This window comes from Kribbella sp. NPDC049584 (genome assembly GCF_040675555.1).
Lineage (GTDB): Bacteria > Actinomycetota > Actinomycetes > Propionibacteriales > Kribbellaceae > Kribbella.
In genome coordinates this window covers 1,142,133-1,163,943 of sequence record NZ_JBFAPF010000001.1, presented here as the reverse complement: position 1 = coordinate 1,163,943, position 21,811 = coordinate 1,142,133, and the positions used below count along the sequence as shown (strand labels likewise).

The following is a 21,811-nucleotide window of genomic DNA, read 5'->3' as shown; positions in this document are numbered from 1 at the left end:
GACCGCTCGCCGACGTCCAGTTTTAGTCAACCTCTGAGAAACGAAGGTCAACGACCGTGCGCACGTACAGCCCGAAGCCTGCTGACGTCACTCGTGAGTGGCACGTGATCGACGCCACCGACGTCACGCTCGGTCGGCTCGCCGTCCAGATCGCCACCCTGCTGCGCGGCAAGCACAAGCCGACGTTCGCCCCGCACGTGGACGGCGGGGACTTCGTCATCGTCGTCAACGCCTCCAAGGTGGCCCTGTCTGGCACCAAGCGGACCGACAAGCTGGCGTACCGCCACTCGGGTCACCCGGGTGGTCTGACCGCGACGCCGATCGGCGAGATCCTCGACAAGGACCCGCGTAAGGCCGTCGAGAAGGCCGTCTGGGGGATGCTGCCGAAGAACCGCCTGAGCCGGAAGCTGCTGACCAAGCTGAAGGTGTACGCCGGCCCGGAGCACCCGCACACGGCCCAGCAGCCGAAGCCGTTCGAGATCACCCAGATCGCCCAGTAAGCGATCGACGAACCAGGTAAACGAGGATTCACAGCGTGAGCGACATCACCACCGAGACCGAAGAGTTCGACCCCGAGGTCCCCATCGACAACGAGGGCCCGGTCGCCTACACCTCCGAGACGAACCCGGCTCCGGAGCAGCGCGCCGAGACGGGTCGGGTCGCGGTCATCAACCCGGCCGGCGCCACTGGTCGCCGCAAGGAGGCCGTCGCCCGCGTCCGGATCGTCCCGGGCACCGGCAAGTGGAAGATCAACGGGAAGGACCTCGACGTCTACTTCCCGAACAAGGTCCACCAGCAGCACGTGAACGAGCCGTTCGTCGTCGCGGGCCTCGAGGGCTCGTACGACGTGATTGCCCGGATCAACGGCGGCGGCATTACCGGCCAGGCCGGTGCGCTGCAGCTCGGTGTCGCCCGCTGCCTGAACGCGGCCGACCTCGAGGCCAACCGTCCGGGTCTGAAGAAGGCCGGTCTGCTCACCCGCGACGCGCGGATCAAGGAGCGTAAGAAGGCCGGTCTCAAGAAGGCCCGTAAGGCGCCTCAGTACAGCAAGCGCTGATCACCTGATGGGGCGTTTGTTCGGTACGGACGGAGTCCGTGGCCTGGCGAACGTGGACCTGACCGCGGAGCTGGCGCTCGACCTCTCGGTCGCGGCAGCTCACGTACTCGGCGAGGCCGGTGCCTTCGAAGGGCACCGGCCACGCGCCGTTGTGGGCCGGGATCCTCGTGCCAGTGGTGAGTTCCTCGAAGCCGCCGTCGTCGCTGGTCTTGCCAGCGCCGGCGTCGATGTCGTCCGGCTCGGCGTACTGCCGACCCCGGCCGTCGCGTACCTGACCGGCTCGACCGGCGCCGATCTCGGTGTGATGCTGTCCGCCAGCCACAACCCGATGCCGGACAACGGCATCAAGTTCCTGGCCCGCGGCGGGATCAAGCTCGACGACGTGATCGAGGACGCCATCGAGGCCCGGATGAACGAGGAGTGGCAGCGCCCGACCGGCGCCGACGTCGGCCGCGTCACCGACGACGGGCAGGGCTTCGAGACCTATGTCTCGCACCTCGTCCGCTCGGCCCCGAACCGGTTCGACGGTCTCAAGGTCGTCATCGACTGCGCGAACGGCGCGGCCTCGCAGACCGCGCCGGAGGCACTGCGCCGGCTCGGCGCCGAGGTCGTCACGGTTGCCGCCGCCCCGGATGGCCTGAACATCAACCTGAACTGCGGATCCACGCATATCGAGGGTCTCCAGCGTGAGGTGATCGGTCACCGCGCGGACGTCGGCATCGCGCTCGACGGCGACGCGGATCGCTGCCTGGCGGTGGATGCGAACGGCGAGCTCGTCGACGGCGACCAGATCCTCGCGGTGCTGGCGCTCGCGATGCGCGACAGCGGCCGGCTGTCGAACGACACGGTCGTCGCGACCGTGATGAGCAACCTGGGCTTCGTCCAGGCGATGGTGCGGGAGCGGATCGCGGTCGAGCAGACCAAGGTCGGCGACCGGTACGTGCTCGAGGCAATGAAGGCCGGCGGCCACAAGCTCGGCGGTGAGCAGTCCGGGCACGTGATCCTGTCCGACCACGCCACCACCGGCGACGGCACGCTGACCGCGGTCATGCTGCTGGCCCGGGTCGCGCAGACGGGGAAGAGCCTGGCCGACCTGGCCGGCGCGATGACCCGCCTGCCGCAGGTCCTGGTCAACGTGAAGGACGTGGACAAGAACCGCGCGGGCACCGATGCCGCAGTCCAGTCCGCCGTCGCGGATGCCACCTCCCGCCTGGGTGACTCGGGCCGGGTTCTGCTCCGCCCGTCGGGCACCGAGCCGCTCGTCCGCGTCATGGTCGAGGCCGAGTCCTCGGACACCGCGCACGAGATCGCCCATTCACTGGCCGACGTGGTTGCGACCTCACTCAAACTCTGACGTCAACACACGAAATGGGGACCTTGGACAAGCAATAGCTTGTTCAAGGTCCCATTTCGTGTGCCAGGGTGGTGAGCGTGGAGCATCGGGAGCTGGAGCTGTTCCTGCATCTGGCGCGGACGCTGAACTACGGACGCACCAGCCTCGAATGCCACGTCAGCGCGGCGACGCTGACCCGCACGATCCAGCGGCTGGAGACGCGGGCCGGCGCCCGGCTGCTCGATCGCGGGCCGCGGGGCGTCGTACTGACCGAAGAGGGTCGGCGGTTCACGGCGTACGCCGAGCAGGCGCTGGGGCTGTGGGACGACTACCGGGCCGGATCCGACGAGCCGGCCGGGCTGACCGGCGACCTGCGGATCTTCGCGACCGTCACGGCCTGCCAGACGCTGCTGCCCGACCTTCTCGAGCCCTTGCGGGCAACGCATCCGCAGATCCGGCTCGACGTACGGACGGGTGACGCGGCGGCCGCGCTCGCGCGACTCGACGAGGGCGACGTGGATGCGGCGGTCGCCGGCATCCCGAAGCGTCTTCCGCAGACCCTTGTGAGTCGTCCGGTTGCTGTCACGGATCTCGTGCTGGTGCACGCACGCGACAGCGAACCCGACGGGTCGTACGTCGTACCGGCGCGGGGGCTGGTCCGGGAGGCGGCGTACCGGTGGTTCCGGAAGACAGGGACGAAGCCTGTGGTTGCCGCGGAGCCGGACGGGCATGAAGCGCTACTCGCGCTGGTAGCACTCGGATGCGGGACAGGAATTGTGCCGCGGCTGGTGCTGGAGTCGTCGGTTGTGCGGGAGCGGCTGGTCGAGGTGCCGGGGGAGTTGGAGCCGCTTACGATCGGGCTTTGCGTGCGGCGCGGCGACCTGCGGAGGCCTTTGGTCGCGGCGCTTTGGGGGCTGTGACCGTCGCTCCGGGGAAGAGTTTGGCGGGGACCAGTTGGGGCGGGAGCGGGTCGGCGCCTTCGAGTTCGCGGATCAGGGCCTCGGTGCCGAGCTGGCCGAGCTCGGGACCCGGAGTTCGCATCATCGTGAGCTCGGGGTCCGTCATCGCCGCGGTTTCCGGGACCATCAGCAGGGACAGGACCGACACGTCGGCCGGGATCTCGCGGCCGCTGCGCCTCAGCCCGGACACGACGCCCAGCGCGGCGTACTCGTTCAGGACGAGGACCGCCGTCGTCTCCGGATGCTCCGTCAGTAAGCGTTCCGCGGCGAGCTTGCCGGCCTGAGTGGTGTCCGAGCAGGGCAGTACGACGACGGGCAGCCCGTACGACGCCGCGACCCGCCGATAGGCGTCCTCGGTCCGGACCCACGGGCCGTAGGCGTGGAACCGGGGATCGTCCAGATCGCCCGAAATCAAGGCCATTTCGCGATGCCCGTGGTCGTACAGATGCTTGACCGCATCCTCGACCGTCGTGTCGAAGTCGATGTCGACGTGCGACAAACCCTCGAGCTCGGTCGTCCGGCCGATCATCGCGAACGGCGTACCGGCCTGCTGCAGTACGTCGACCCGCGGATCGTCCAGCTGCACCTCCATCAGCACCACGCCGTCGACCAGGCCCTGCCCGAGCAGCTCGCGCAACTCGACCCCATCGTTGCCGACCGGCCACAGCACCAGGTGGTAGTCCTCCTTACGCGCTGCCTCGGCCGCGCTGGTGAAGAACTCCGCGGTCGACATCCCGAACCGGTGCTCCAGCGCCGGGTAGGCCATCGCGATGATGTGCGTACGCCGGCTGGCCAGCGCGCGGGCCACCATGTTGCGTCGATAGCCGAGCTCGACCATCGCCTGCTCGATCCGCGCCCGGGTCGCCGCCGTCACCGGTTTGGTGTCGTTCAGCAGGAACGAGACGGTCGCGATCGACACCCCGGCACGCTGAGCGACGTCCCGCATCGTGACCATCGATTCAACCCCCTCTGACCTCTTGACAGCGATGTGACCTACGGAACATAGTCCTTCAACGCCTCAGTTAAGCGGTTTACCGCCCAATCGACAAGAGCAGCACGGTTTCCCTCGTCCCCTGGTTAAACGCTTAGAAGGAGTCCGATGTCATGATCAGCAAGCGGATCGCCGCCGCGCTGGCGGGTGCGACGACGGTGTCGCTCCTGCTGGTCGCCTGCGGTGACAACGGCGGCGGTGGCCAGTCGTCGTCCTCGTCCGGCGACAGCGTCAAGAGCCTCACGATCCTGGACTACTACAACAACGATCCGGACAAATCCCTTGTCCAGAAGGGACTTGACTCCTGCGCGTCGCAGCTCGGCATCACGATCCAACGGGAGACGGTGCCTGGTGACACCTTGATCCAAAAGGTGCTGCAGCAGGCGTCCTCGAAGACGCTGCCCGACGTGCTGATGCTCGACAACCCCGACGTCCAGCAGATCGCCGCGACCGGCGCGCTCGCGCCGCTCAACGACATGGGTCTGACCGGCGACGGGGTCATCAAGGGCATGGTCGACGCGACGTCGTACCAGGGCAAGCTCTACGGACTGGCCCCGGTGACGAACACGATCGCGCTGTTCTACAACAAGGACATGCTGGCCGAGGCCGGCGTCCAGCCGCCGAAGACCTGGGACGAGCTGAAGGCCGCGGCCAAGAAGCTCACCAAGCCCGGCCGGTACGGGATGGCGTTCAACGCCAACGCGACGTACGAGGGCTCCTGGCAGTTCCTGCCGGCGATGTGGACCAACGGCGGCGACGAGACCGACCTGACCAGCCCGCAGGTGGCCGAAGCCCTGCAGTTGTGGGTGGATCTGGTGAAGTCGGGATCCGCGTCGAAGAGCGTGATCAACTGGACCCAGGGTGACGTCAACGACCAGTTCATCGCCGGCAAGGCCGCGATGATGGTCAACGGCCCGTGGCAGATCCCGGCGCTGAACAAGTACCCCAAGATCAAGTGGGACGTGGTCACCTTCCCGGTGAACAAGCCGGATCAGACCCCGGTCGCGCCGCTGGGCGGCGAGGCCTGGACGGTCCCGCTGAACAAGGATCAGGCCAAGCAGCAGAAGGCCGCGGACTTCGTGAAGTGCCTCAACTCGGACCAGAACGAGCTGGACTGGGCCAAGGCCCGCTTCACCATCCCGACCAAGACCGCGCTGCTCGACCAGTACGTCAAGGAAGTGCCGTCGATGAAGGCCTTCACCGAGCAGGTCAAGACCGCCCGGTCCCGGACCGGCAAGCTCGGCGACAAGTGGCCCGACGCGGCGAAGGTGATCTACCAGGCCATCCAGCTGGCGCTGACCGGTAAGGCCTCTGCCCAGGACGCCTTCAAGCAGGCCTCCGGGGGCTGATCCGATGGTGGCACTCACACGTACGACGGTGGCCGGCCGCGAGCGCGTTCGCGGCCGGCGCCGCCGGGGCGAGGACCTGACCAAGGTCCTGTTCGTGCTGCCGGCCGCGGTGGCGATGGTCGCCCTGTTCGGCTACCCGGTGGTGAAGAACCTGCTGATGAGTCTGCAGGACTACACCCTGAAGACGTTCTTCACCGGGGTGGCGCCGTGGGTCGGACTGCAGAACTACTCCACGGTCGTGCACGACAAGCTGTTCGCGGACGCGATGCTCAACACCGCGCTGTTCACGGTCGGGTCGATCGCGTTCCAGTTCGTGATCGGGCTCGGCCTGGCGCTGTTCTTCCGGAATCGGTTCCCGCTCGGCGGCCTGTTGCGCTCGCTGCTCCTGCTGCCGTGGCTGCTGCCGCTGATCGTGTCGAGTGCGACCTGGCGCTCGATCCTCGAGCAGGACAGCGGCATCCTCAACCGGACCCTGATGGGCCTGCACATCGTCAACGATCCGGTGCCGTGGCTGAACTCGCCGTCGGTCGCGCTGATCGCGGTGATCGGCGTGAACATCTGGATCGGCATCCCGTTCAACGTCACGCTGCTGTACTCCGGCCTGTCCGAGATCCCGGACGAGCTGTACGAAGCCGGGCAGCTCGACGGTGCGACCGGATGGCGCGCGTTCTTCCACATCACCTGGCCGAACCTGCGCTCGGTGGCGGGCGTGGTGCTGATGCTCGGGGTCGTCTACACGATCAAGGTCCTCGACATCATCCTCGGCCTCACCGGCGGTGGACCGGCGAACGCGACGCAGACGCTGGCCACCCAGTCGTACGAGAAATCCTTTGTGGACTTCAAGTTCGGGCAGGGCGCCGCGTTGAGCAACATCCTGATCGCGATCTCGTTCGTGTTCGCGATCTTCTACCTGCGCAGCACCCGCCGCGCGGTCGACGAGTAGGAGGTCAGCATGCGACGTACGGCGTACACCGTCATCGGGATCGTGATCCTGGCCGTGATGCTGTTCCCGGTCTACTGGATGGTCAACGCGTCCCTGCAACCGTCCGGGAACACGCTGACCGCGGGCTTCCTGCCGTTGCACCCGACGTTCACCGGCTACAAGCGCGCCCTCGACGAGCAGGGCGGCAACCTCGTCACCAGCATGATCATCGCGGCCGGGACGGTCGTCCTCAGTCTCGCGATCGCGACCCCGTGTGCGTACGCGCTCTCGCAGTTCCGGTCCCGCTGGGTGTCGATCGGGCTGCTGGCGATCCTGATCTCGCAGATGATCCCGGGGATCGTGATCGCGAACGCGTTGTACACGGCCTACGAACGGATCGGGCTGCTGAACTCGATCCCAGGTCTGATCGTGGCGAACTGCAGCAGCGGGATACCGTTCGCGATCCTGATCCTGCGGTCGTTCATGATGTCGCTGCCGCCGTCGCTGGTGGAGGCGGCGCGGGTGGACGGCGCCGGGCTGTTCCGGGCGTTCGTGGCGATCGTGCTGCCGATCAGCAGGAACTCGCTGATCACGGCGGGACTGTTCAGTTTCCTCTTCTCCTGGAGCGATTTCCTGTTCGCGCTCACGCTGACCACCAAGGGCGGCGTACGGCCGGTGACGTTGGGGATCTACCAGTACCTCGGCACGCAGGTGCAGAACTGGAACGCGGTGATGGCGACCGCGGTGCTCTCGGCGATCCCGGCCATCGTGCTGCTGGTCGCCGCGCAGAAGTACATCGCCGCCGGTGCCATCGGCGGAGCCGTCAAATAAACTCTTTAAGGACACGAATATGACGTTGAACGTACTCGTCTGGGGCGAGAACCGGCACGAGCAGATCGAGCCGCACGTCCGCGAGATCTACCCGGACGGCATGCACGAGACCATCGCCGCCGGTATCCGCGAGAACCTCTCCGACGCCAAGGTCTCCACCACGACGCTGGACGAGCCGGAGCACGGCCTGACCGACGAGGTGCTGGCCGGCACTGACGTGCTCGTGTGGTGGGGGCATGCCGCGCACGGTGAGGTCGACGACAAGGTGGTCGACCGCGTGTACCAGCACGTCCTGTCGGGTATGGGCCTGATCGTGCTGCACTCCGGTCACTGGTCGAAGATCTTCGGCAAGCTGATGGGTACGACGTGCACCCTGCGCTGGCGCAGTGAACGCGACCGCGAGCTGGTGTGGACGATCAACCCGACGCACCCGATCGCGCAGGGCGTCCCGCACCCGATCGTGATCGAGCAGCAGGAGATGTACGGCGAGTTCTTCGACATCCCCGTCCCGGACGAACTGGTCTTCGTGTCGTCGTTCTCCGGCGGCGAGGTGTTCCGCTCGGGCTGCACGTTCCGCCGCGGGCACGGGAAGATCTTCTACTTCTCACCCGGCGACCAGGACTACCCGGTCTACCACCACAAGGACGTCCGCAAGGTGATCGCGAACGGCGTGAACTGGGCTCGCACCGATCTGCCCGAGCGGTCGCTGCCGACCTTGCTGCGCTACGAGACCGACGACTTCTTCAACGGTCACGGCTACTCCGGCCCGATCGAGGAGCCGGCGGATGCCTGACCCCTTGCGGCTGCTCCAGGTCGGCGCCGGCGGCATGGGCCGGGCCTGGCTCCGCACCATCGCCGCGAACCCCGACGTCGAGCTGGTCGGACTGGTCGACCTGGACCTCGACACCGCCAGGGCCGCCGCTGACCAGCACGGCTTCGCCGACCTTCCCATTGCGAGCTCCATCGACGAACTGAGCACGGATGCCGACGCGGTCATCGATGTCACCGTCCCGGTCGCCCATCCGAAAGTCAGCGTCGAGGCACTTCTCGGCGGCCTCCCGGTGCTGTGCGAGAAGCCACTGGCCGAGACAGTCCGCGAATGCCTGGTCATGGTGGCGGCGAGCGAGGTCAGCGGGAAGCTGCTGATGGTCTCGCAATCCCGCCGCTACTTCCGCGCCGTGGCGGCGTTCCAACGCCAGTTGGCCGAGCTCGGCCCGATCGGCACCCTGTCGTGCGAGTTCTACAAAGCCCCCCACTTCAGCGGCTTCCGCGAACGCATGGCCGAGCCGCTCCTGGTCGACATGGCGATCCACCAGTTCGACCTGTCCCGCAAGCTCCTCGGGTCCGAGCCCGTCTCGGTGTACTGCGACTCGTACAACCCGCCGTGGAGCTGGTTCGACGGCAACGCCGCCGCATCCGCGATCTTCACGTACGCCGACGGCTCCCGCTTCACCTTCACCGGCAGCTGGTGCGCCCCAGGCCTCGAAACGTCCTGGAACGGCTTTTGGCGCGCAAGCACCGCGGCCGGCACAGCAACCTGGGACGGCGACAACGCACCCGTCGCCGAGCTCGTGTCCGGCGAGCCCCTCCCGGCCGTCATGTCCGACGAACCCCAGGAGATCGCCGGCTCGCTGGTCGAGTTCGTCAACGCGGTCCGTACGTCGGCAACGCCGCAATCCGAAGTCCATTCCAACGTCGTAAGCCTGGCCATGGTCGAAGCCGCCGTCCGCTCCGCCGACACCGGGGCCGCGGTCCGCATCGCCGACGTCATCACCGAGGCGCACGCCGAGGCCATCGCCACCACCCAGGACCCGGCCCTGCAGACAGCCCTGAAGTCCTGGCCCAACCCGCTGAAGGCAGTCGGTCTGGAGCCCTAACCTTTCAGTCCGTGCAACGGGGCGGTGCGTACATTGCGCTTGCTGCAATGTGCGCACCGCCCTTTGACTGGTGGCATGAAGAGTTTGGTGTTTCGGGTCGAGAGCATGGTCGTGCCGGGTGGGACGGAGTCCATCGTGCGGGGCGGACGGGACCTGTTCCCGCTGCTGCCCGAAGCGCTGCACGGGGTGGAGCGCATCGGCGTACTGGGCTGGGGGCCGCAGGGGCGGGCGCAGGCCTTGAATCTGAGGGACTCGCTCGCCGGAACCGGGATCACTGTGAGCGTTGGGCTTCGGCCGGGGTCGGCGTCCGCGGAGGATGCTCGGGCCGAGGGGTTCAGCGAGGACGACGGCACGCTCGGGGACTGGCTGGAGGTTGCGGCCTCGTCCGACCTGGTCGTCCTGCTCATCGCCGACGCCGCTCTCGCCGCTGAGCACGAGAAGATCTTCGCCGTGCTGAAGCCGGGCACCACCATCGGCCTCTCGCACGGCTTCCTCCTCGGCCACCTGGAAGCGATCGGATCGGCCTTCCCGGAAGGGCATCCGGTGATCGCGGTCTGTCCGAAGGGGATGGGAGATTCCGTCCGCCGTCTCTACCGGCAAGGTGAAACGGTGAACGGGGCCGGGATCAACGCGAGTATCGCCGTGCACGCGGATCCGGACGGGCACGGATGGGACCGGGCGCTCGCGTGGTCGATCGGGCTCGGGTCGCCCTATACGTTCGCGACCACGCTGGCCGACGAGTACCGGTCCGACATCGTGGGCGAGCGGGCGATCCTGCTCGGTGCCGTCCACGGGCTGGTGGAGGCGCTGTACAGGTACTTCCGGATCGGCGGGGCCGACCCGGTGACGGCGTACGAGCGTTCCACCGAGGCGATCACCGGGCCGATCGCACGGACGATCTCGAGCGAGGGCCTGGCCGCTGTCCGCGCGGCCTGCGGGAATCAGGACCTGTTCGACCGCGCGTACTCCGCGGCGTACCGGCCGGCGCGTGACCTCGTCGCGGAGATCTACGATGAAGTTGCCGACGGCACCGAGTTGCGGAGCGTGATCCTGGCCGAGCAGCGGCTCGCGACCCGGCCGATGACCGAGATCGGCGGCAGCCCGATGTGGTCGCACAGCGCCGAGGTGCACGCCCGCCGCGCAACAGCGGACCAGAGGATCGATCCGGTCACCGCGGGACTGTTCGTCGCGACGATGATGGCGCAGGTCGACGAGTTCGCCGCCCGCGGGCACGCCTGGTCGGAGATCGTGAACGAGTCGGTGATCGAAGCGGTCGATTCGCTGCTGCCGTACATGCACGCCCGCGACGTCGCGTACATGGTCGACAACTGCTCCCGCACCGCCCGCCTCGGCACCCGCCGCTGGGGCCCGCGCTTCCAGGCGGCGTACGAGCAGATCGCCCTCCCGCGGCTCGACCATCTCGCGGACCCCGCGCTGCTCGAGGCCTTCGAAGGCAACCCCGCCCACGACGCTCTGGCCGCGGCTGCCAAGCTGCGCCCCTCGGTGGATATTTCCGTTTAGCCTGGGCGCCATGACGTCTCCGACGATGACGCGGTCACGGCTGATCCCCATGCGCCCGCGGGACCCGCACGAGCCCGGCCGGACCGCCTCCTCGCTCGAACTGTTCTTCGACCTGGTGTTCGTGGTCGCGGTGAGTGTCGCCGCGTCCCAGTTGCATCACGCGCTGTCGGACAAGCACATCGTCGACGGCCTGGGGTCGTACGCGATGGTGTTCTTCGCGATCTGGTGGGCGTGGATGAACTTCACCTGGTTCGCCACCTCGTTCGCCACCGACGACTGGCTCTACCGGCTGCTGACGATCCTGCAGATGAGCGGGGTGCTGGTGCTCGCCGCAGGCATCGAGCAGGTCTTCGCCGACCGCGATTTCACCGTGGTGGTCTTCGGATACGTCGTCATGCGGGTCGCGATGATCGCGCAATGGCTGCGGGCATCGCACCGGACCGGGGAGAGCCGGCAGGCGACCCTGAGGTACGCCGGCGGGATCGCCATCGTGCAGGTGCTGTGGCTGACCACATTGGCGATGTCCGGGACGGTGGTGGTGGTCGCCTGGTGCGTGTTCGTGCTGGCCGAACTTGCCGTACCGGTGGTGGCGGAGCGGCGCTGGACGACGCCGTGGCACCCGCACCACATCACCGAGCGGTACGGCCTGTTCACGCTGATCCTGCTCGGCGAGAGCCTGCTCGCGTCCGCCAACGCGATCATCGAGGCCGTCCACGACCACGAGTCGCTCGGCCCGCTGATCGCGCTCTCGGTGCTCACGCTCGTGGTCACCGCGGCGATGTGGTGGATCTATTTCTGGCCGCCGCATCACACCGCGATCAGGACGTTCGCGAGCTCACTGCGGTACGGCTACGTGCACTACTTCGTCTTCGCCGCGGCCGGTGCGTTCTCGGCCGGGATCGAGGTCGAGATCGACAGCATCACGCACCACACCGAGCTGAGCGAGGTCGCCGCGTCGTACACGGTGACGATCCCGATCGCGATCTTCGTCTTCGGCATCTGGTGGATCGCGATCCGCGACAACGCCGATCGGACCGTCAACATCGTCGTACCGCTCGGTGCCGGCCTGGTCCTGCTGGATCCGCTGATCCCGGTCCCGTTCGCGCTCACCGCAGTCTTCATGGCGCTGATCGTGGCGACCCTCGTCATCCACCCGCCGGTGCAGCGTTCGGTGCAGCGTTCGGGGCAGCGTTCAGGTTAGGGGTCAGGCGGGGCTGCGGAGCTCGGCTAGGGCGGTGGCCACGCGGCCGTGGGCGGCGTCGAGGGCGGCTCGTGCCTCGGCGACGGGTGATCCGGTCAGGAGGTGGACGAGAGCCGGCTTGAGCTCGCCGTCGGCCTCGGCCAGGGCGGCCTCGCAGGCGGCCTCGTCGGCGCCGGTGGCCTCGGCGAGGATGCGCAGCATCCGGCCGCGGAGCTTGGCGTTGGTCGCCACCAGGTCGACCATCAGGTTGGACCAGGTGCGGCCGAGCTTGATCATCAGCGTCGTCGAGAACGCGTTCAGGATCATCTTCTGCGCGGTGCCGGCCTTCAGCCGGGTCGAGCCGGCGATCACCTCGGGGCCGGTGTCCGCGGCGATCACGACGTCGGCCAGCGGCGCCAGCGGGGCGTCCGGGTTCGACGTGACCAGCACGGTGGTCGCCCCGGCCGCACGGGCGGCCTTCAGGGCGCCGGCGACGTACGGCGTGCTCCCGGAAGCGGCGAGGCCGACGACGATGTCCTGGCCGGTGACCGCGGCCGCATCAGCGGCGCCGCCGTCCTCGGAGTCCTCGACGTTCTCGACCGCGCGCAGCAGCGCCTCCATCCCGCCGGCGTGGTGGGCGACCACCAGTCCGTCCGGCACGTGGAACGTGGGCAGCAGCTCGGCGGCGTCCAGGACCGCCAGGCGTCCCGACGTACCGGCGCCGAAGTAGTGCACCCGGCCGCCGCCGTGGACCGCCTCGACGGCGGCGTCGACGGCCTTGGTCAGCTCCGGGATCACTGCACTGACGGCACCCGCGACGCGGGCGTCCTCGTTGTTCAGCATCTGGAGGATCTCGGACGTGCCCACCGCATCGATGGCGAGCGTCCTCGGGTTCCGCTGCTCGGTCGGTGAGGTCACAGGATCGATGTTAGTTTTCTACTTAAGGATTTTCAATTCCGTTCATCTTTGACGGAAATGGTTGACGTCACTCGGATCCTTTGAGCCGGTGCCCGCGGACCGCGCTGGCGGTCTCCTCGAGCGCCTTCCGGGCGTCCGGCAGCACCTGCTGGGCGACCCCGATGAACAGGCAGTCGATGACGGTCAGCTGAGCGATCCGCGAAGCCATCGCCCCCGAGCGGTACGTGGTCTCGCGCGCGGCCGTGGTCAGCACGAGGTCCGCCGTACGGGCCAGCGGCGAGCGCGGGAAGTTCGTCACCGCGACCGTGGTGGCGCCGTGCTTGGCCGCCTCCTCGAGCGCCTCGACGACTTCGACCGTGGTGCCGGTGTGCGAGATACCGATCGCGACATCGCCCTCACCGAGCAGCGCGGCGCTGGTCAGGGCGATATGTACGTCGGACCACGCGAAAGCCACCCGCCGAATCCGATGCAGCTTCTGCTGCAGGTCGAGCGCCACGAACGCGCTCGCGGCGAAACCGTAGAGGTCGACCCGCGGCGCCTTCACGACCGCGTCGACGACCTTCGCCAGCGCGTCCACGTCGACCTGCTGCGCGGTCTCGCGGACCGCCCGCTCGTCGGCGAACGCGACCTTGCTGACAACGTCGGCCAGCGAGTCGCCGGGCTCGATGTCGCCGCCCACCTCGGGGCGGATGCTCTCCTGCGCCGACTGGGCCGCCAGCTGCAGCCGCAGCTGCGGGTAGCCGGGGACGCCGATCTGCTTGCAGAACCGGATGACCGTGGTCTCCGAGGTGGAGGCCACCTCGGCGAGCTCGGAGATCGTCATCGCCGCCACTCCGCCCGGGTCAGCGAGGACCGCGTTCGCCACCCGCTGCTCGGCCGGCGCCAGCGCGGGCATCACCGCGCGGACCCGGACCAGCAGCGGCCCCGTGGGTTCTGGAGAGGTTGTTGAATTCATGACAGCCACGGTACGGCGACTATGCACGGAGTGGGGTCACCGACGCGAAAGTCTCCAACCTGTTGCGGTAAATGATTCAGGCGTGCGCTCACCGTCGAGAAGAACACCAGTCCCGCTCGTGATCTTCACACCGTCGACGTAGACACCGCGGCCCTGGTACAGCGGGTCGCTGGTGTACCGCCAGCGGATGGTCTGGTCGCCGGCGCCGAGTTCCGCGGTCACCTGATGCCAGTGCCGGTCGCCGGAACCGCTGATCGAGCCGTCGGTATCGGTCACCGAGCCCCGATCACGCACCGAGAACGGCACCTTCGTCCAGGTCGAGCCGTCGGCGGACGTCTCCAGATACAGCAGATCCGTGTCCTCGGTGTCGACGAACAGGTCGAAGGCCAGCTTCGCTCCGCCCGCCGGCACGGCGACCTTCGTCGAGAGCGTCGTGGTCGCGCCGTCCGTCGTACCGGAGAACCAGGCGTCCTTGCCGTGGCGCGGGCCGACGCCGAGGGCCAGTGCGAGCCCTTGGGTGACAGCCCGACGGGCCGGGTTGTTGCTGCCCCAGTCGCGACTCGGGTGGACCCGGTTGGTCAGCAGGATCGCGAACGAGCGCGAGTCGAAGTCGATCACGATCGACGTGCCGGTGTACCCGGTGTGGCCGGCCGTGCGCGGTCCGGACAATCCGCCCATGTACCAACGCTGGTTGAGCTCGAAGCCGAGGCCGTGGTCGTTCCCCGGGAAGCCCTGGTTGAAGTTCGTGATCATGGCGGTGACCGAGGATTCCTTGAGGATCCGCGCGCCGCGGTAGCTACCGCCGTTCAGGAACGTCTGCGCCAGTACGGCGAGGTCGTCCGCAGTACTGAACACACCCGCATGGCCGGCGACACCGCCCAGGGACCAGGCGTTCTCGTCGTGTACCTCGCCCCACACCATCCCGCGCGGCGGCGAGGTCTGGTACTCCGTGGCGGCGATCCGCGGCTTCTTCTTCGGGTCCGGGTTGTAGCCGGTGTCGCGCATCTGCAGCGGTTTGGTGATGCCGTCGGCAACCAGCTTGTCGAGCGTCTTACCGGTCACCCGATGGGCCACCTCACCGAGCGAGATCAGGTTCAGGTCGCTGTAGAGGTAGGTGCTGCCGGGCGGGTTCAGGAGCTTGGCGGTCAGGGCCATGTGCAGGCGGGAGGCCGGATCGGGCTGCGAACTCCACAGCGGCAGCCAGGACGGGAAGCCGCTGGTGTGCGTGAGGGCCATCCGGACCGTCACGGTTTCCTTGCCGTTCTCGGCGAACTCCGGGACGTACGTCGCGATCGGCGCGTCCAGGTCGATCTTGCCCTTCTCGACCAGCTGCATCACGACGATCGATGTGAACAGCTTGGATACCGACGCGAGATCGAAGATCGTGTCGGTCCGCATCGGGATCTGCTGGTCCGGCGGCAGCTCGGTGCCGGCACCGTCGGCGTACTTCAGCGCCATGCCGGTGGCCGTCCGGGTGACGATCTTCCCGTCGTGGCCGAGCAGCGTGACCGCGCCGGCGTACAACGGTTTCGTCGTACCGCTCGGTTGCGTCCAGCCCGCGACCTGGGTCAGGGCCGCGTCGATCGGCGCCGGGTCGAGACCCGCGGCGGCCGGGGTCGAGTCGCGCAGCAGCGTGGTCTTCGGCGCGTACCCGTCGTACGGGTGGTCGAACCAGCCCGACTTGTTGCCGCCAGCAACCGCAGGCGTTCCCATCGTCACCATCACCGCCGAAGCAATCGTGAGCGCGGCGAGCCGTTTCATCGGTGCGCGCCCTTGTACAGAAGGTATTTCGCCCGCCGCGCCGTCCAGGCGTCGGTCTCGGACTTCCAGGCTGCCACGATCTCCTCGGCGGTCGCATCCGCCAAAAGCATGGTCCGGAACCGATCGGAACCGGTCAGGAGATCGATCCACCGGCCGGGTGGGGTCTCCTCCCGCCAGGTGAATTCCGGGTAGAGCTTACGGGCCTCGACGATCATGTGCGTCGCCGCGGTGATCGCCTCGACGCTGTGCGGGTCGGTGATCTGGACCTGTACGCCGCCGCAGAGCACTCCTGCGTTCTTGCTGATCGTCGGCGTGAAGTACGCCTCGCGGAACGCGACGCCCGGGATGTGCTTGGTCTGCAGCGCCTCGGCCCACCGGTAGTCGACGTACGGCGCGCCGATCAGCTCGAACGGCCGGGTCGTACCGCGGCCCTCGGACATGTTGGTCGCCTCGAACAGGCACAGGCCCGGATACACCAGGGCGGTGTCCGGCGTGGGCATGTTCGGGCTCGGCATCACCCAGGTCAGCCCGGTGTCGGCGTACAACTGGTCGCGCTTCCAGTTCGACACCTCGATGACCTGGAGTTCCTTCAGCCGGCCGCCGTTCGGCTCGAGCGGCAGGTACTCCGCGTCGAACATCCGGGCCAGCTCGCCGACGGTCATCCCGTGCTGCTGGACGATCTCCTTCTTGCCGACACCCGAGGTGTAGCCGGGCTTCAGCATCGGACCGCGCGCGTAGCCGCCAACAGGGTTCGGGCGGTCGAGGACGACGAACTTCGCGCCGGTGCGGACCGCGGCGAGCATCGCCTCGAACATCGTCCAGATGTAGGTGTAGAAGCGCGCGCCGACGTCCTGGATGTCGAAGACGACGGTCTCGACGCCGGACTTCGCGTACAGGCCGGCCAGCTTGTCCGCGTTCGCGCCGTACGCGTCGTAGACCATGATCCCGGTCCGCGGGTCGACGTGGTCGCCCTCCGAACCACCCGCCTGGGCGCTGCCGCGGAAGCCGTGCTCGGGGCCGAACACCGCGACGATGTTCACGTTCCCGGACGCGTGCATCGTGTCGACGATGTGCTGGTAGTCCGGCAGGATCCCGGTCGGGTTGCTGATCACGCCGACCTTCTGCCCGGCCAGCGCGCGCCAGCCGTCGTTCGCCAGCACCTCGGCGCCGGTCATCACCTTGCGCTTCGACGCGGTCTGGGCGGTTTGGGCGGCCTGGGCGGCCGGTACGTCGATCAGCGGTGCGGCGGCCAGCGCACCGGCGCCGGCGAGCAAACTACGTCGCTTCATGGACATCTCCTCAGGGACGGAACGAGAGGTCGGCAATCATCGGGCGGTGGTCGCTGGCAGCCTCGGCCACGGGGACTTCGGCCGGCACCTCGGCACGGAGCACTTTCAGGTTAGTGCCGACCGTGACGAAGTCGATCCGCTTGGTGGCGGCGACCGCGGGGTAGGTGTAGGGGCCGCCGGTCGTCGAACCGGCGGCTGTCCACGAGTCGGTGAGCCGGGTCCACAACCCGGCCAGCTCGGGCGCCGAGGCCTCCGCATTGAAGTCACCGACGAGCACCTGCAGATCCTTCTTACGGTCCTGGGCCAGGATCTTGAGCGTGTCTGCTACCTGCAGCTGCCGAACGGACGGATCGGCTCGGTAGTCCAGATGCGTGCAGTAGACGTGCAGCCGACGTCCCCGCACCTCGAGCTCCGCCTCGAGGAATCCGGGCGCGGGCGCGGGGACCGGATTCGGATCCTGCGTGGACAGCCGCGTGATCGAGTGGTTCTCGGTGCGGATGAGCGGGAAGCGCGACAGCAGGCCCACGCCGTACTGACGCCTCGGCTGACCGGCCGCCGGCGGGTCGAAGTCGTAGATCGGCGCGAACGCCGAGTGCAGGCCCAGCTTGGTCGCGAGCTCGGCGAGCGTGTCCAGCCACTGGCTGCGCGCATCCCAATGGACGTCGACCTCCTGCAGGCCGATCACGTCCGCATCGAGAGCCTTGAGGGCCGCGGCGGTGCGGTCGAGGTCGAAGACGTTGTCCTCACCGGCGCCGGCGTGAATGTTGTACGAGGCAACGGTCAGGCGGGTCTGTTGCGCGTCGAAGGTCAGGCCGTGACCGAACGGGTACAGCACCTCGGTCGGGTCGGCTTTGGTCGGGATCGCGACGGGAAGCTTGCCGGTCGGCGCGATCTCGCCGTACAGGACCTTGGCGAGCGCCTCCATCGACGGCGCCGTGCTGCCGTAGGTGACGAGTGTCGTCGGCGCGGGGTCGAAGTACGCGACGTCGTACGGGTCGCGGACCGGGACGACGATCACTGGGCGGCCGGTCGCGAGCAGCGCGTTGACGAGCTTCTGCTGTTTGGCCTGCTTGTCGGTGACGTCGGTGTCCCACGCCTTGTTGGTCAGCACCACGGTGAGATCCGCGACCGTCGCCACCGCATCGGCGATCTTGGCGTCGGTCGGCGTCGTGCCGGTGTCCTTCACGACGGCGGTCGCTCCGCGGGATTGCAGCGCGGCCGCCAGGTTCGCGGGGCTGTAGCCGGTGACGAGGATGGTCCGTGGCGCGGGGGAGAGTGGCAGGAGGGCGGCGTCGTCGCGGAGGAGCGTCGTACTGCGGTTTGCGATGCGCTGGGCTTCGGCGTAGTTGGCCGGCGTACCGACGATCTTCGCGACGCGGGCCAGGTCGACGTACGGGTGGTCGACCAGACCGGTCTCGTGCTTCAGCGTGAGGATCCGCTGGACGCTCTCGTCGATGCGGGCCTCGCTGATCCGGCCGCTGCGCACCGCGTCGAGGACCGAGTTGTACGCGAGCCCCGGATCGACCGGCATCAGCAACTGGTCGACGCCGGCCTCGATCGCGCGGAGCGGGATCTCGGCGTCGCCGTACTTGTCGCGAACGCCCTGCATGCCCAGCGAGTCAGTGATCACGACCCCGTCGAACTTGAGCTGCTCGCGCAGGATCCCGGTCAGGATCGGCCGGCTCAGCGTCGCCGGATCGCCGGACGGATCCAGCGCCGGTACGACGATGTGCGCCGTCATGATCGACTGGATGCCGGCCCGGATCGCGGCCTGGAACGGCGGCAGGTCGATCCGGGTCCACTCCTCGCGGGTGTGGCCGATCACCGGGATGCCGGTGTGGCTGTCGGTCGCGGTGTCGCCGTGGCCGGGGAAGTGCTTCGCCGTCGAGACGACCCGGCCGTCGCGCTGGTAGCCCTTCACTTGTGCGGCGACGAGCTCGGCGACCAACGTCGGGTCGGAGGAGACCGAGCGGACCCCGATCACCGGGTTGAGCGGGTTGACGTTGACGTCGGCGTCTGGGGCGAAGTCGGTGGTGATGCCGATGGCCTTCAGCTCGCGGCCGGCAATCGCCCCGGCCGCACGCGCGTACGCCGCTGAGCGGGTCGCGCCGAGCGCCATCCCGCCGGGGAACTGGGTCGCGGGCGGACCGACGCGGACGACCGAGCCGTGCTCCTGGTCGGTGCCGATCTGCAGCGGGATGCCGGTGTTGGCGATCGACGCCTCCTGCAGGCCGTTCGACAGGCGCGCGATCTGCTGCGGGTCTTTCGTCGAGTCGGTCCAGGTGAAGTAGATGACGCCGCCGAGGTTGAACTTGGCGACCACCTCGGCCGGTGTGGCCACGCCGTACAGGCTGGTGTTCCGGGCGTCGGCGGTGCCGGCGGTCGGGCCGTAGGCGTAGCAGACGAACAACTGCCCGACCTTCTGCTCGAGGGTCATCCGACGCATCGTGTCGCGGACCCAGCGGTCCGGGCTGGCAGCGGCGCTCGTGGTGGCAACGACCGTCGTTCCGGCGACGGTCGCCGCCGCGAGGCCGAGGGTCTGGCGGCGGGTCAGTTCCATGGGGGTCACCAACTCTGTGCGGGCGGGCAGGGGGCGATCGCCAAGGTAATTGAATTACAGATACTCCCCCGCGACGCGAAAGTTACCCACGCGCGCACGGCGGGTCAAGTGTCGGTGACGCACGGCGGTCTCGCGGACGGCCCGCGCGAGGCGGGGGAACCCTGCGTCCGGCCGATGCGGGCGACTGCATTTCTAACCCGTCCGAGGATTTTCAGCGGTTTGCCATTCGGCTGTGTGAACGACTCGATCGAGGGCTTTTCATTGTCTCTGGTTCATGGCGCAGTCGTGTGATCGTGTCGTATCGTCGCGTCATCGCCAGGCCTTGGTGGGGGTGCTGGTCTTCGAATCCTTTGTGTATAAAGAACTTTGGAGCTCGGATGACCGATGGTGCTGTCGTGCTGCCTGGAATCACGCAACGGGCAGAGTGGGTCGACGAGGTCCTGCTGGCTGGGCCGGACAACGAGGTTTGCTTCCGGCTGCCCGATCCTATTGATCGTTTGAATTTACGCCGTTCGGTTCTCGAGCGGCAAACTGAATTGGCCCAGTCCGGTTTCCGGCCGGGTGGCGCGGTGGCATTGCGGTTGCCGCCGTCGATGGCATTCGTGACGCATTTGCTGGCGATCTGGCGCGGCGGCGGGCAGGCCGTTCTGCTCGACCACCGGCTGACCGACTACGAGGTCCGGCGGGCGATGGAGCGGCTGGTGCCGCAGGTCGTCGTGTCGCCGGAGCGTCCGGTGCAGTCCGGGCTGCGGACGTTCGTCGAGATCGACACGGACGTGGCGAGCTACTCCGGTCATCCGGCCGGCACCGCGCATGCCGTCGTACAGCTGAGCTCGGGATCGACCGGGCCGTCGAAGGTGATCGGGCGCACTGCGGACGACCTGGTCGCGGAGGTACTGCGATACACGCAGATCGACGGCGTACCGCAGCGTGGTGAGCGACTGATCCTGCTGCCGTCGATGGTGCATGTCCTCGGCCTCGTCGGCGGTCTGCTCTACGGGCTGCATGCGGGCGTCGAACTGCAACCGCCGGCGCGTCTCACCGGAGACGCGATCGTGCAGGCGATCGCGGCGGCGACGACACCGGCGACCGTGCTCGGGGTGCCGTTCCACATCGGGCTGCTCGCGTCGGTGCAGGACCCGCCGTGGTTGCCGCAGTTCAAGCGGATGACGACGGGTGGGGAGCTGGTGCAGGCGGCGGTGTCGCAGGCGTTCGAGGAGAAGTACGGCGTACCACTCGGGAACATGTACGGGATGACCGAGGTCGGGGTCATCGGCACCGACCTGTACGGCGAGCACCGGCCCGCGATCCGGCCCGCGCCCGGGATCGAGGTCCGCGCGGTCGACGGCGAGCTTCAGATCCGGCGGCCGGAGTCGCCGTACCTCGGGCTGTCCGATCCGACACGCTGGTCCGATGGCTGGCTGCACACGCGGGACGCCGGCGTCGTCGATCCGGAGACGGGGCTGGTCAGCATCAAGGGCCGGCTGGATTCGCAGGTCTCGGTCGGCGGGTTGAAGGTCGATCTGACGGAGGTCGAGGCCGCACTCGCATCGTTGCGCGGGGTCGAGGCGGCAGTGGTCGCCTTCGACGGCGCGATCACGGCGTACGTGCAGCTAAACGCACCGCGATCGTCGGTGGATCTCGAGGCGGAGCTGGCGCAGCAGCTGGCGACGTACAAACGGCCCCGCACTCTGCACCTGCTGAATCAGTTGCCTCGGACAACCACTGGCAAGCTCGTGCGCGATCTGTCCACGCTGCGCAAAGCGGTCTCGTGATGGACGACGATCTCCGTCAGGCCGACGGGCGCCGCGAGAGCCAGCACCGCGCCAGGCCACGGCACATACGTCACCAAGAGGTGCGGCTCCGACTCAACCACCCCACCTCCCAGTGGCATCGCCCGCCGCAGACCGGCACCCCGCAACCCGCGTCCCAGCGCCTTTCCCACAGCTTCCTTTGCCGTCCACAGCTGAAGGAAGGCGATCAGCTCATCGGGTTGCCGATCGGTCCACGCCAGCTCCTCCGCGGTGAACCATCGCCCGGCCAACGCCTGCACCTCGCGGGGATACACCTCCTCGAGATCCACGCCGAGCGGCCCGTCGTACGACGCGACGACGGCGACCAGCTGATGGGTGTGGCTGACGCTCACCGCCAGCCCCGGGACGAGCGGCTGACCGTCCGGGCTGTGGCTGAGCCGGGGTGCGCGGACGAGCGTGCCCGCCAATTCGAGCAGCAGTGCGTGGGCTCTCGCGCGCGGCTCGGCGCCGGCCGGCGCCACCCAGACATGTACCGAAGCTCCCACCGAAAGAAG

Annotated in this window: 19 protein-coding genes; 12 read left to right on the top strand and 7 right to left on the bottom strand. The window is 68.2% G+C overall.

All coding sequences use genetic code 11. The features are described 5' to 3' along the window. Positions 1 to 56: 56 nt before the first annotated feature. The 4 genes from rplM (at position 57) to AB0J62_RS05745 (ending at position 3,310) form a co-directional block, all read left to right on the top strand. The gene (gene rplM, locus AB0J62_RS05760; RefSeq protein ID WP_130441431.1) at positions 57 to 500 is read left to right on the top strand and encodes a 50S ribosomal protein L13; all 444 of its coding nucleotides are present in this window, start codon (positions 57 to 59) and stop codon (positions 498 to 500) included. A 35-nt stretch (positions 501 to 535) separates the two neighbouring features. Continuing rightward, positions 536 to 1,057, top strand: coding sequence for a 30S ribosomal protein S9 (rpsI, locus tag AB0J62_RS05755; protein ID WP_137258674.1), 522 nt, complete (start codon positions 536 to 538; stop codon positions 1,055 to 1,057). 7 nt (positions 1,058 to 1,064) lie between these two features. Continuing rightward, entirely contained in the window at positions 1,065 to 2,411 is a 1,347-nt protein-coding gene (gene glmM, locus AB0J62_RS05750; RefSeq protein ID WP_363864817.1) for a phosphoglucosamine mutase, read from the top strand. Between the two features lie 77 nt (positions 2,412 to 2,488). Further along, complete coding sequence (locus tag AB0J62_RS05745; RefSeq protein WP_363864815.1) at positions 2,489 to 3,310, top strand: LysR substrate-binding domain-containing protein; 822 nt, start codon at positions 2,489 to 2,491, stop codon at positions 3,308 to 3,310. Here AB0J62_RS05745 and AB0J62_RS05740 read toward each other — a convergent pair. Further along, a complete protein-coding gene (locus AB0J62_RS05740; RefSeq protein WP_363864813.1) occupies positions 3,240 to 4,304 on the bottom strand; it encodes a LacI family DNA-binding transcriptional regulator in 1,065 nt (354 codons plus the stop codon). The two genes, AB0J62_RS05745 and AB0J62_RS05740, sit on opposite strands and share 71 nt — an antisense overlap. A gap of 149 nt (positions 4,305 to 4,453) precedes the next feature. Between AB0J62_RS05740 and AB0J62_RS05735 the strand changes: the two genes are divergently transcribed. The 7 genes from AB0J62_RS05735 to AB0J62_RS05705 all read left to right on the top strand — a co-directional run bounded on the left by AB0J62_RS05735 (position 4,454) and on the right by AB0J62_RS05705 (position 12,041). Further along, positions 4,454 to 5,689, top strand: coding sequence for an ABC transporter substrate-binding protein (locus AB0J62_RS05735; protein WP_363864811.1), 1,236 nt, complete (start codon positions 4,454 to 4,456; stop codon positions 5,687 to 5,689). A gap of 4 nt (positions 5,690 to 5,693) precedes the next feature. Next, positions 5,694 to 6,632, top strand: coding sequence for a sugar ABC transporter permease (locus AB0J62_RS05730; RefSeq protein WP_363864809.1), 939 nt, complete (start codon positions 5,694 to 5,696; stop codon positions 6,630 to 6,632). Between the two features lie 9 nt (positions 6,633 to 6,641). Further along, complete coding sequence (locus AB0J62_RS05725) at positions 6,642 to 7,442, top strand: carbohydrate ABC transporter permease (RefSeq protein ID WP_134107242.1); 801 nt, start codon at positions 6,642 to 6,644, stop codon at positions 7,440 to 7,442. Positions 7,443 to 7,461: 19 nt separating this feature from the next. Further along, the gene (locus AB0J62_RS05720) at positions 7,462 to 8,235 is read left to right on the top strand and encodes a ThuA domain-containing protein (protein WP_363864806.1); all 774 of its coding nucleotides are present in this window, start codon (positions 7,462 to 7,464) and stop codon (positions 8,233 to 8,235) included. Beyond that, positions 8,228 to 9,319, top strand: coding sequence for a Gfo/Idh/MocA family oxidoreductase (locus tag AB0J62_RS05715; protein ID WP_363864804.1), 1,092 nt, complete (start codon positions 8,228 to 8,230; stop codon positions 9,317 to 9,319). Before AB0J62_RS05720 ends, AB0J62_RS05715 begins: the two co-directional genes overlap by 8 nt. A 75-nt stretch (positions 9,320 to 9,394) precedes the next feature. Beyond that, the gene (locus AB0J62_RS05710) at positions 9,395 to 10,840 is read left to right on the top strand and encodes a ketol-acid reductoisomerase (RefSeq protein WP_363864802.1); all 1,446 of its coding nucleotides are present in this window, start codon (positions 9,395 to 9,397) and stop codon (positions 10,838 to 10,840) included. A 10-nt stretch (positions 10,841 to 10,850) separates the two neighbouring features. Then, complete coding sequence (locus AB0J62_RS05705; RefSeq protein ID WP_363864800.1) at positions 10,851 to 12,041, top strand: low temperature requirement protein A; 1,191 nt, start codon at positions 10,851 to 10,853, stop codon at positions 12,039 to 12,041. 3 nt (positions 12,042 to 12,044) lie between these two features. On the opposite strand, the gene murQ is transcribed toward AB0J62_RS05705, so the two are convergent. The 5 genes from murQ to AB0J62_RS05680 all read right to left on the bottom strand — a co-directional run bounded on the left by murQ (position 12,045) and on the right by AB0J62_RS05680 (position 19,503). Beyond that, complete coding sequence (gene murQ / locus AB0J62_RS05700) at positions 12,045 to 12,938, bottom strand: N-acetylmuramic acid 6-phosphate etherase (RefSeq protein WP_363864798.1); 894 nt, start codon at positions 12,936 to 12,938, stop codon at positions 12,045 to 12,047. Positions 12,939 to 13,005: 67 nt separating this feature from the next. Continuing rightward, positions 13,006 to 13,893: a MurR/RpiR family transcriptional regulator gene (locus AB0J62_RS05695; protein ID WP_134107253.1), complete on the bottom strand. Its 888-nt coding sequence runs from the start codon at positions 13,891 to 13,893 to the stop codon at positions 13,006 to 13,008. A 36-nt stretch (positions 13,894 to 13,929) separates the two neighbouring features. Beyond that, the gene (locus AB0J62_RS05690) at positions 13,930 to 15,654 is read right to left on the bottom strand and encodes a serine hydrolase (RefSeq protein ID WP_363864795.1); all 1,725 of its coding nucleotides are present in this window, start codon (positions 15,652 to 15,654) and stop codon (positions 13,930 to 13,932) included. Beyond that, positions 15,651 to 16,943, bottom strand: a complete 1,293-nt coding sequence (locus AB0J62_RS05685; protein WP_363864793.1) for a DUF1343 domain-containing protein — start codon at positions 16,941 to 16,943, stop codon at positions 15,651 to 15,653. The genes AB0J62_RS05690 and AB0J62_RS05685 overlap by 4 nt, the downstream gene beginning before the upstream one ends. Before the next feature lie 10 nt (positions 16,944 to 16,953). Further along, on the bottom strand, positions 16,954 to 19,503 hold the full coding sequence (locus AB0J62_RS05680) for a glycoside hydrolase family 3 N-terminal domain-containing protein (protein WP_363864791.1): 2,550 nt from the start codon (positions 19,501 to 19,503) through the stop codon (positions 16,954 to 16,956). 377 nt (positions 19,504 to 19,880) lie between these two features. On the opposite strand from AB0J62_RS05680, the gene AB0J62_RS05675 reads away from it, so the two are divergent. Continuing rightward, positions 19,881 to 21,278 (top strand): AMP-binding protein, encoded by a 1,398-nt coding sequence (locus tag AB0J62_RS05675; protein ID WP_363864789.1) that lies wholly within the window; start codon positions 19,881 to 19,883, stop codon positions 21,276 to 21,278. On the opposite strand, the gene AB0J62_RS05670 is transcribed toward AB0J62_RS05675, so the two are convergent. Continuing rightward, a complete protein-coding gene (locus AB0J62_RS05670; RefSeq protein ID WP_363864787.1) occupies positions 21,209 to 21,802 on the bottom strand; it encodes a 4'-phosphopantetheinyl transferase superfamily protein in 594 nt (197 codons plus the stop codon). The genes AB0J62_RS05675 and AB0J62_RS05670 overlap by 70 nt on opposite strands. Positions 21,803 to 21,811: the final 9 nt, after the last annotated feature.

Coding starts and splice junctions, on each gene's coding strand:
- glmM (WP_363864817.1), top strand. CDS start 1,065: ATGGGGCGTTTGTTCGGTACGGACGGAGTCCGTGGCCTGGCGAACGTG.
- AB0J62_RS05740 (WP_363864813.1), bottom strand. CDS start 4,304: ATGGTCACGATGCGGGACGTCGCTCAGCGTGCCGGGGTGTCGATCGCG.
- AB0J62_RS05735 (WP_363864811.1), top strand. CDS start 4,454: ATGATCAGCAAGCGGATCGCCGCCGCGCTGGCGGGTGCGACGACGGTG.
- AB0J62_RS05730 (WP_363864809.1), top strand. CDS start 5,694: ATGGTGGCACTCACACGTACGACGGTGGCCGGCCGCGAGCGCGTTCGC.
- AB0J62_RS05725 (WP_134107242.1), top strand. CDS start 6,642: ATGCGACGTACGGCGTACACCGTCATCGGGATCGTGATCCTGGCCGTG.
- AB0J62_RS05720 (WP_363864806.1), top strand. CDS start 7,462: ATGACGTTGAACGTACTCGTCTGGGGCGAGAACCGGCACGAGCAGATC.
- AB0J62_RS05715 (WP_363864804.1), top strand. CDS start 8,228: ATGCCTGACCCCTTGCGGCTGCTCCAGGTCGGCGCCGGCGGCATGGGC.
- AB0J62_RS05710 (WP_363864802.1), top strand. CDS start 9,395: ATGAAGAGTTTGGTGTTTCGGGTCGAGAGCATGGTCGTGCCGGGTGGG.
- AB0J62_RS05705 (WP_363864800.1), top strand. CDS start 10,851: ATGACGTCTCCGACGATGACGCGGTCACGGCTGATCCCCATGCGCCCG.
- AB0J62_RS05695 (WP_134107253.1), bottom strand. CDS start 13,893: ATGAATTCAACAACCTCTCCAGAACCCACGGGGCCGCTGCTGGTCCGG.
- AB0J62_RS05690 (WP_363864795.1), bottom strand. CDS start 15,654: ATGAAACGGCTCGCCGCGCTCACGATTGCTTCGGCGGTGATGGTGACG.
- AB0J62_RS05685 (WP_363864793.1), bottom strand. CDS start 16,943: ATGAAGCGACGTAGTTTGCTCGCCGGCGCCGGTGCGCTGGCCGCCGCA.
- AB0J62_RS05680 (WP_363864791.1), bottom strand. CDS start 19,503: ATGGAACTGACCCGCCGCCAGACCCTCGGCCTCGCGGCGGCGACCGTC.
- AB0J62_RS05675 (WP_363864789.1), top strand. CDS start 19,881: ATGACCGATGGTGCTGTCGTGCTGCCTGGAATCACGCAACGGGCAGAG.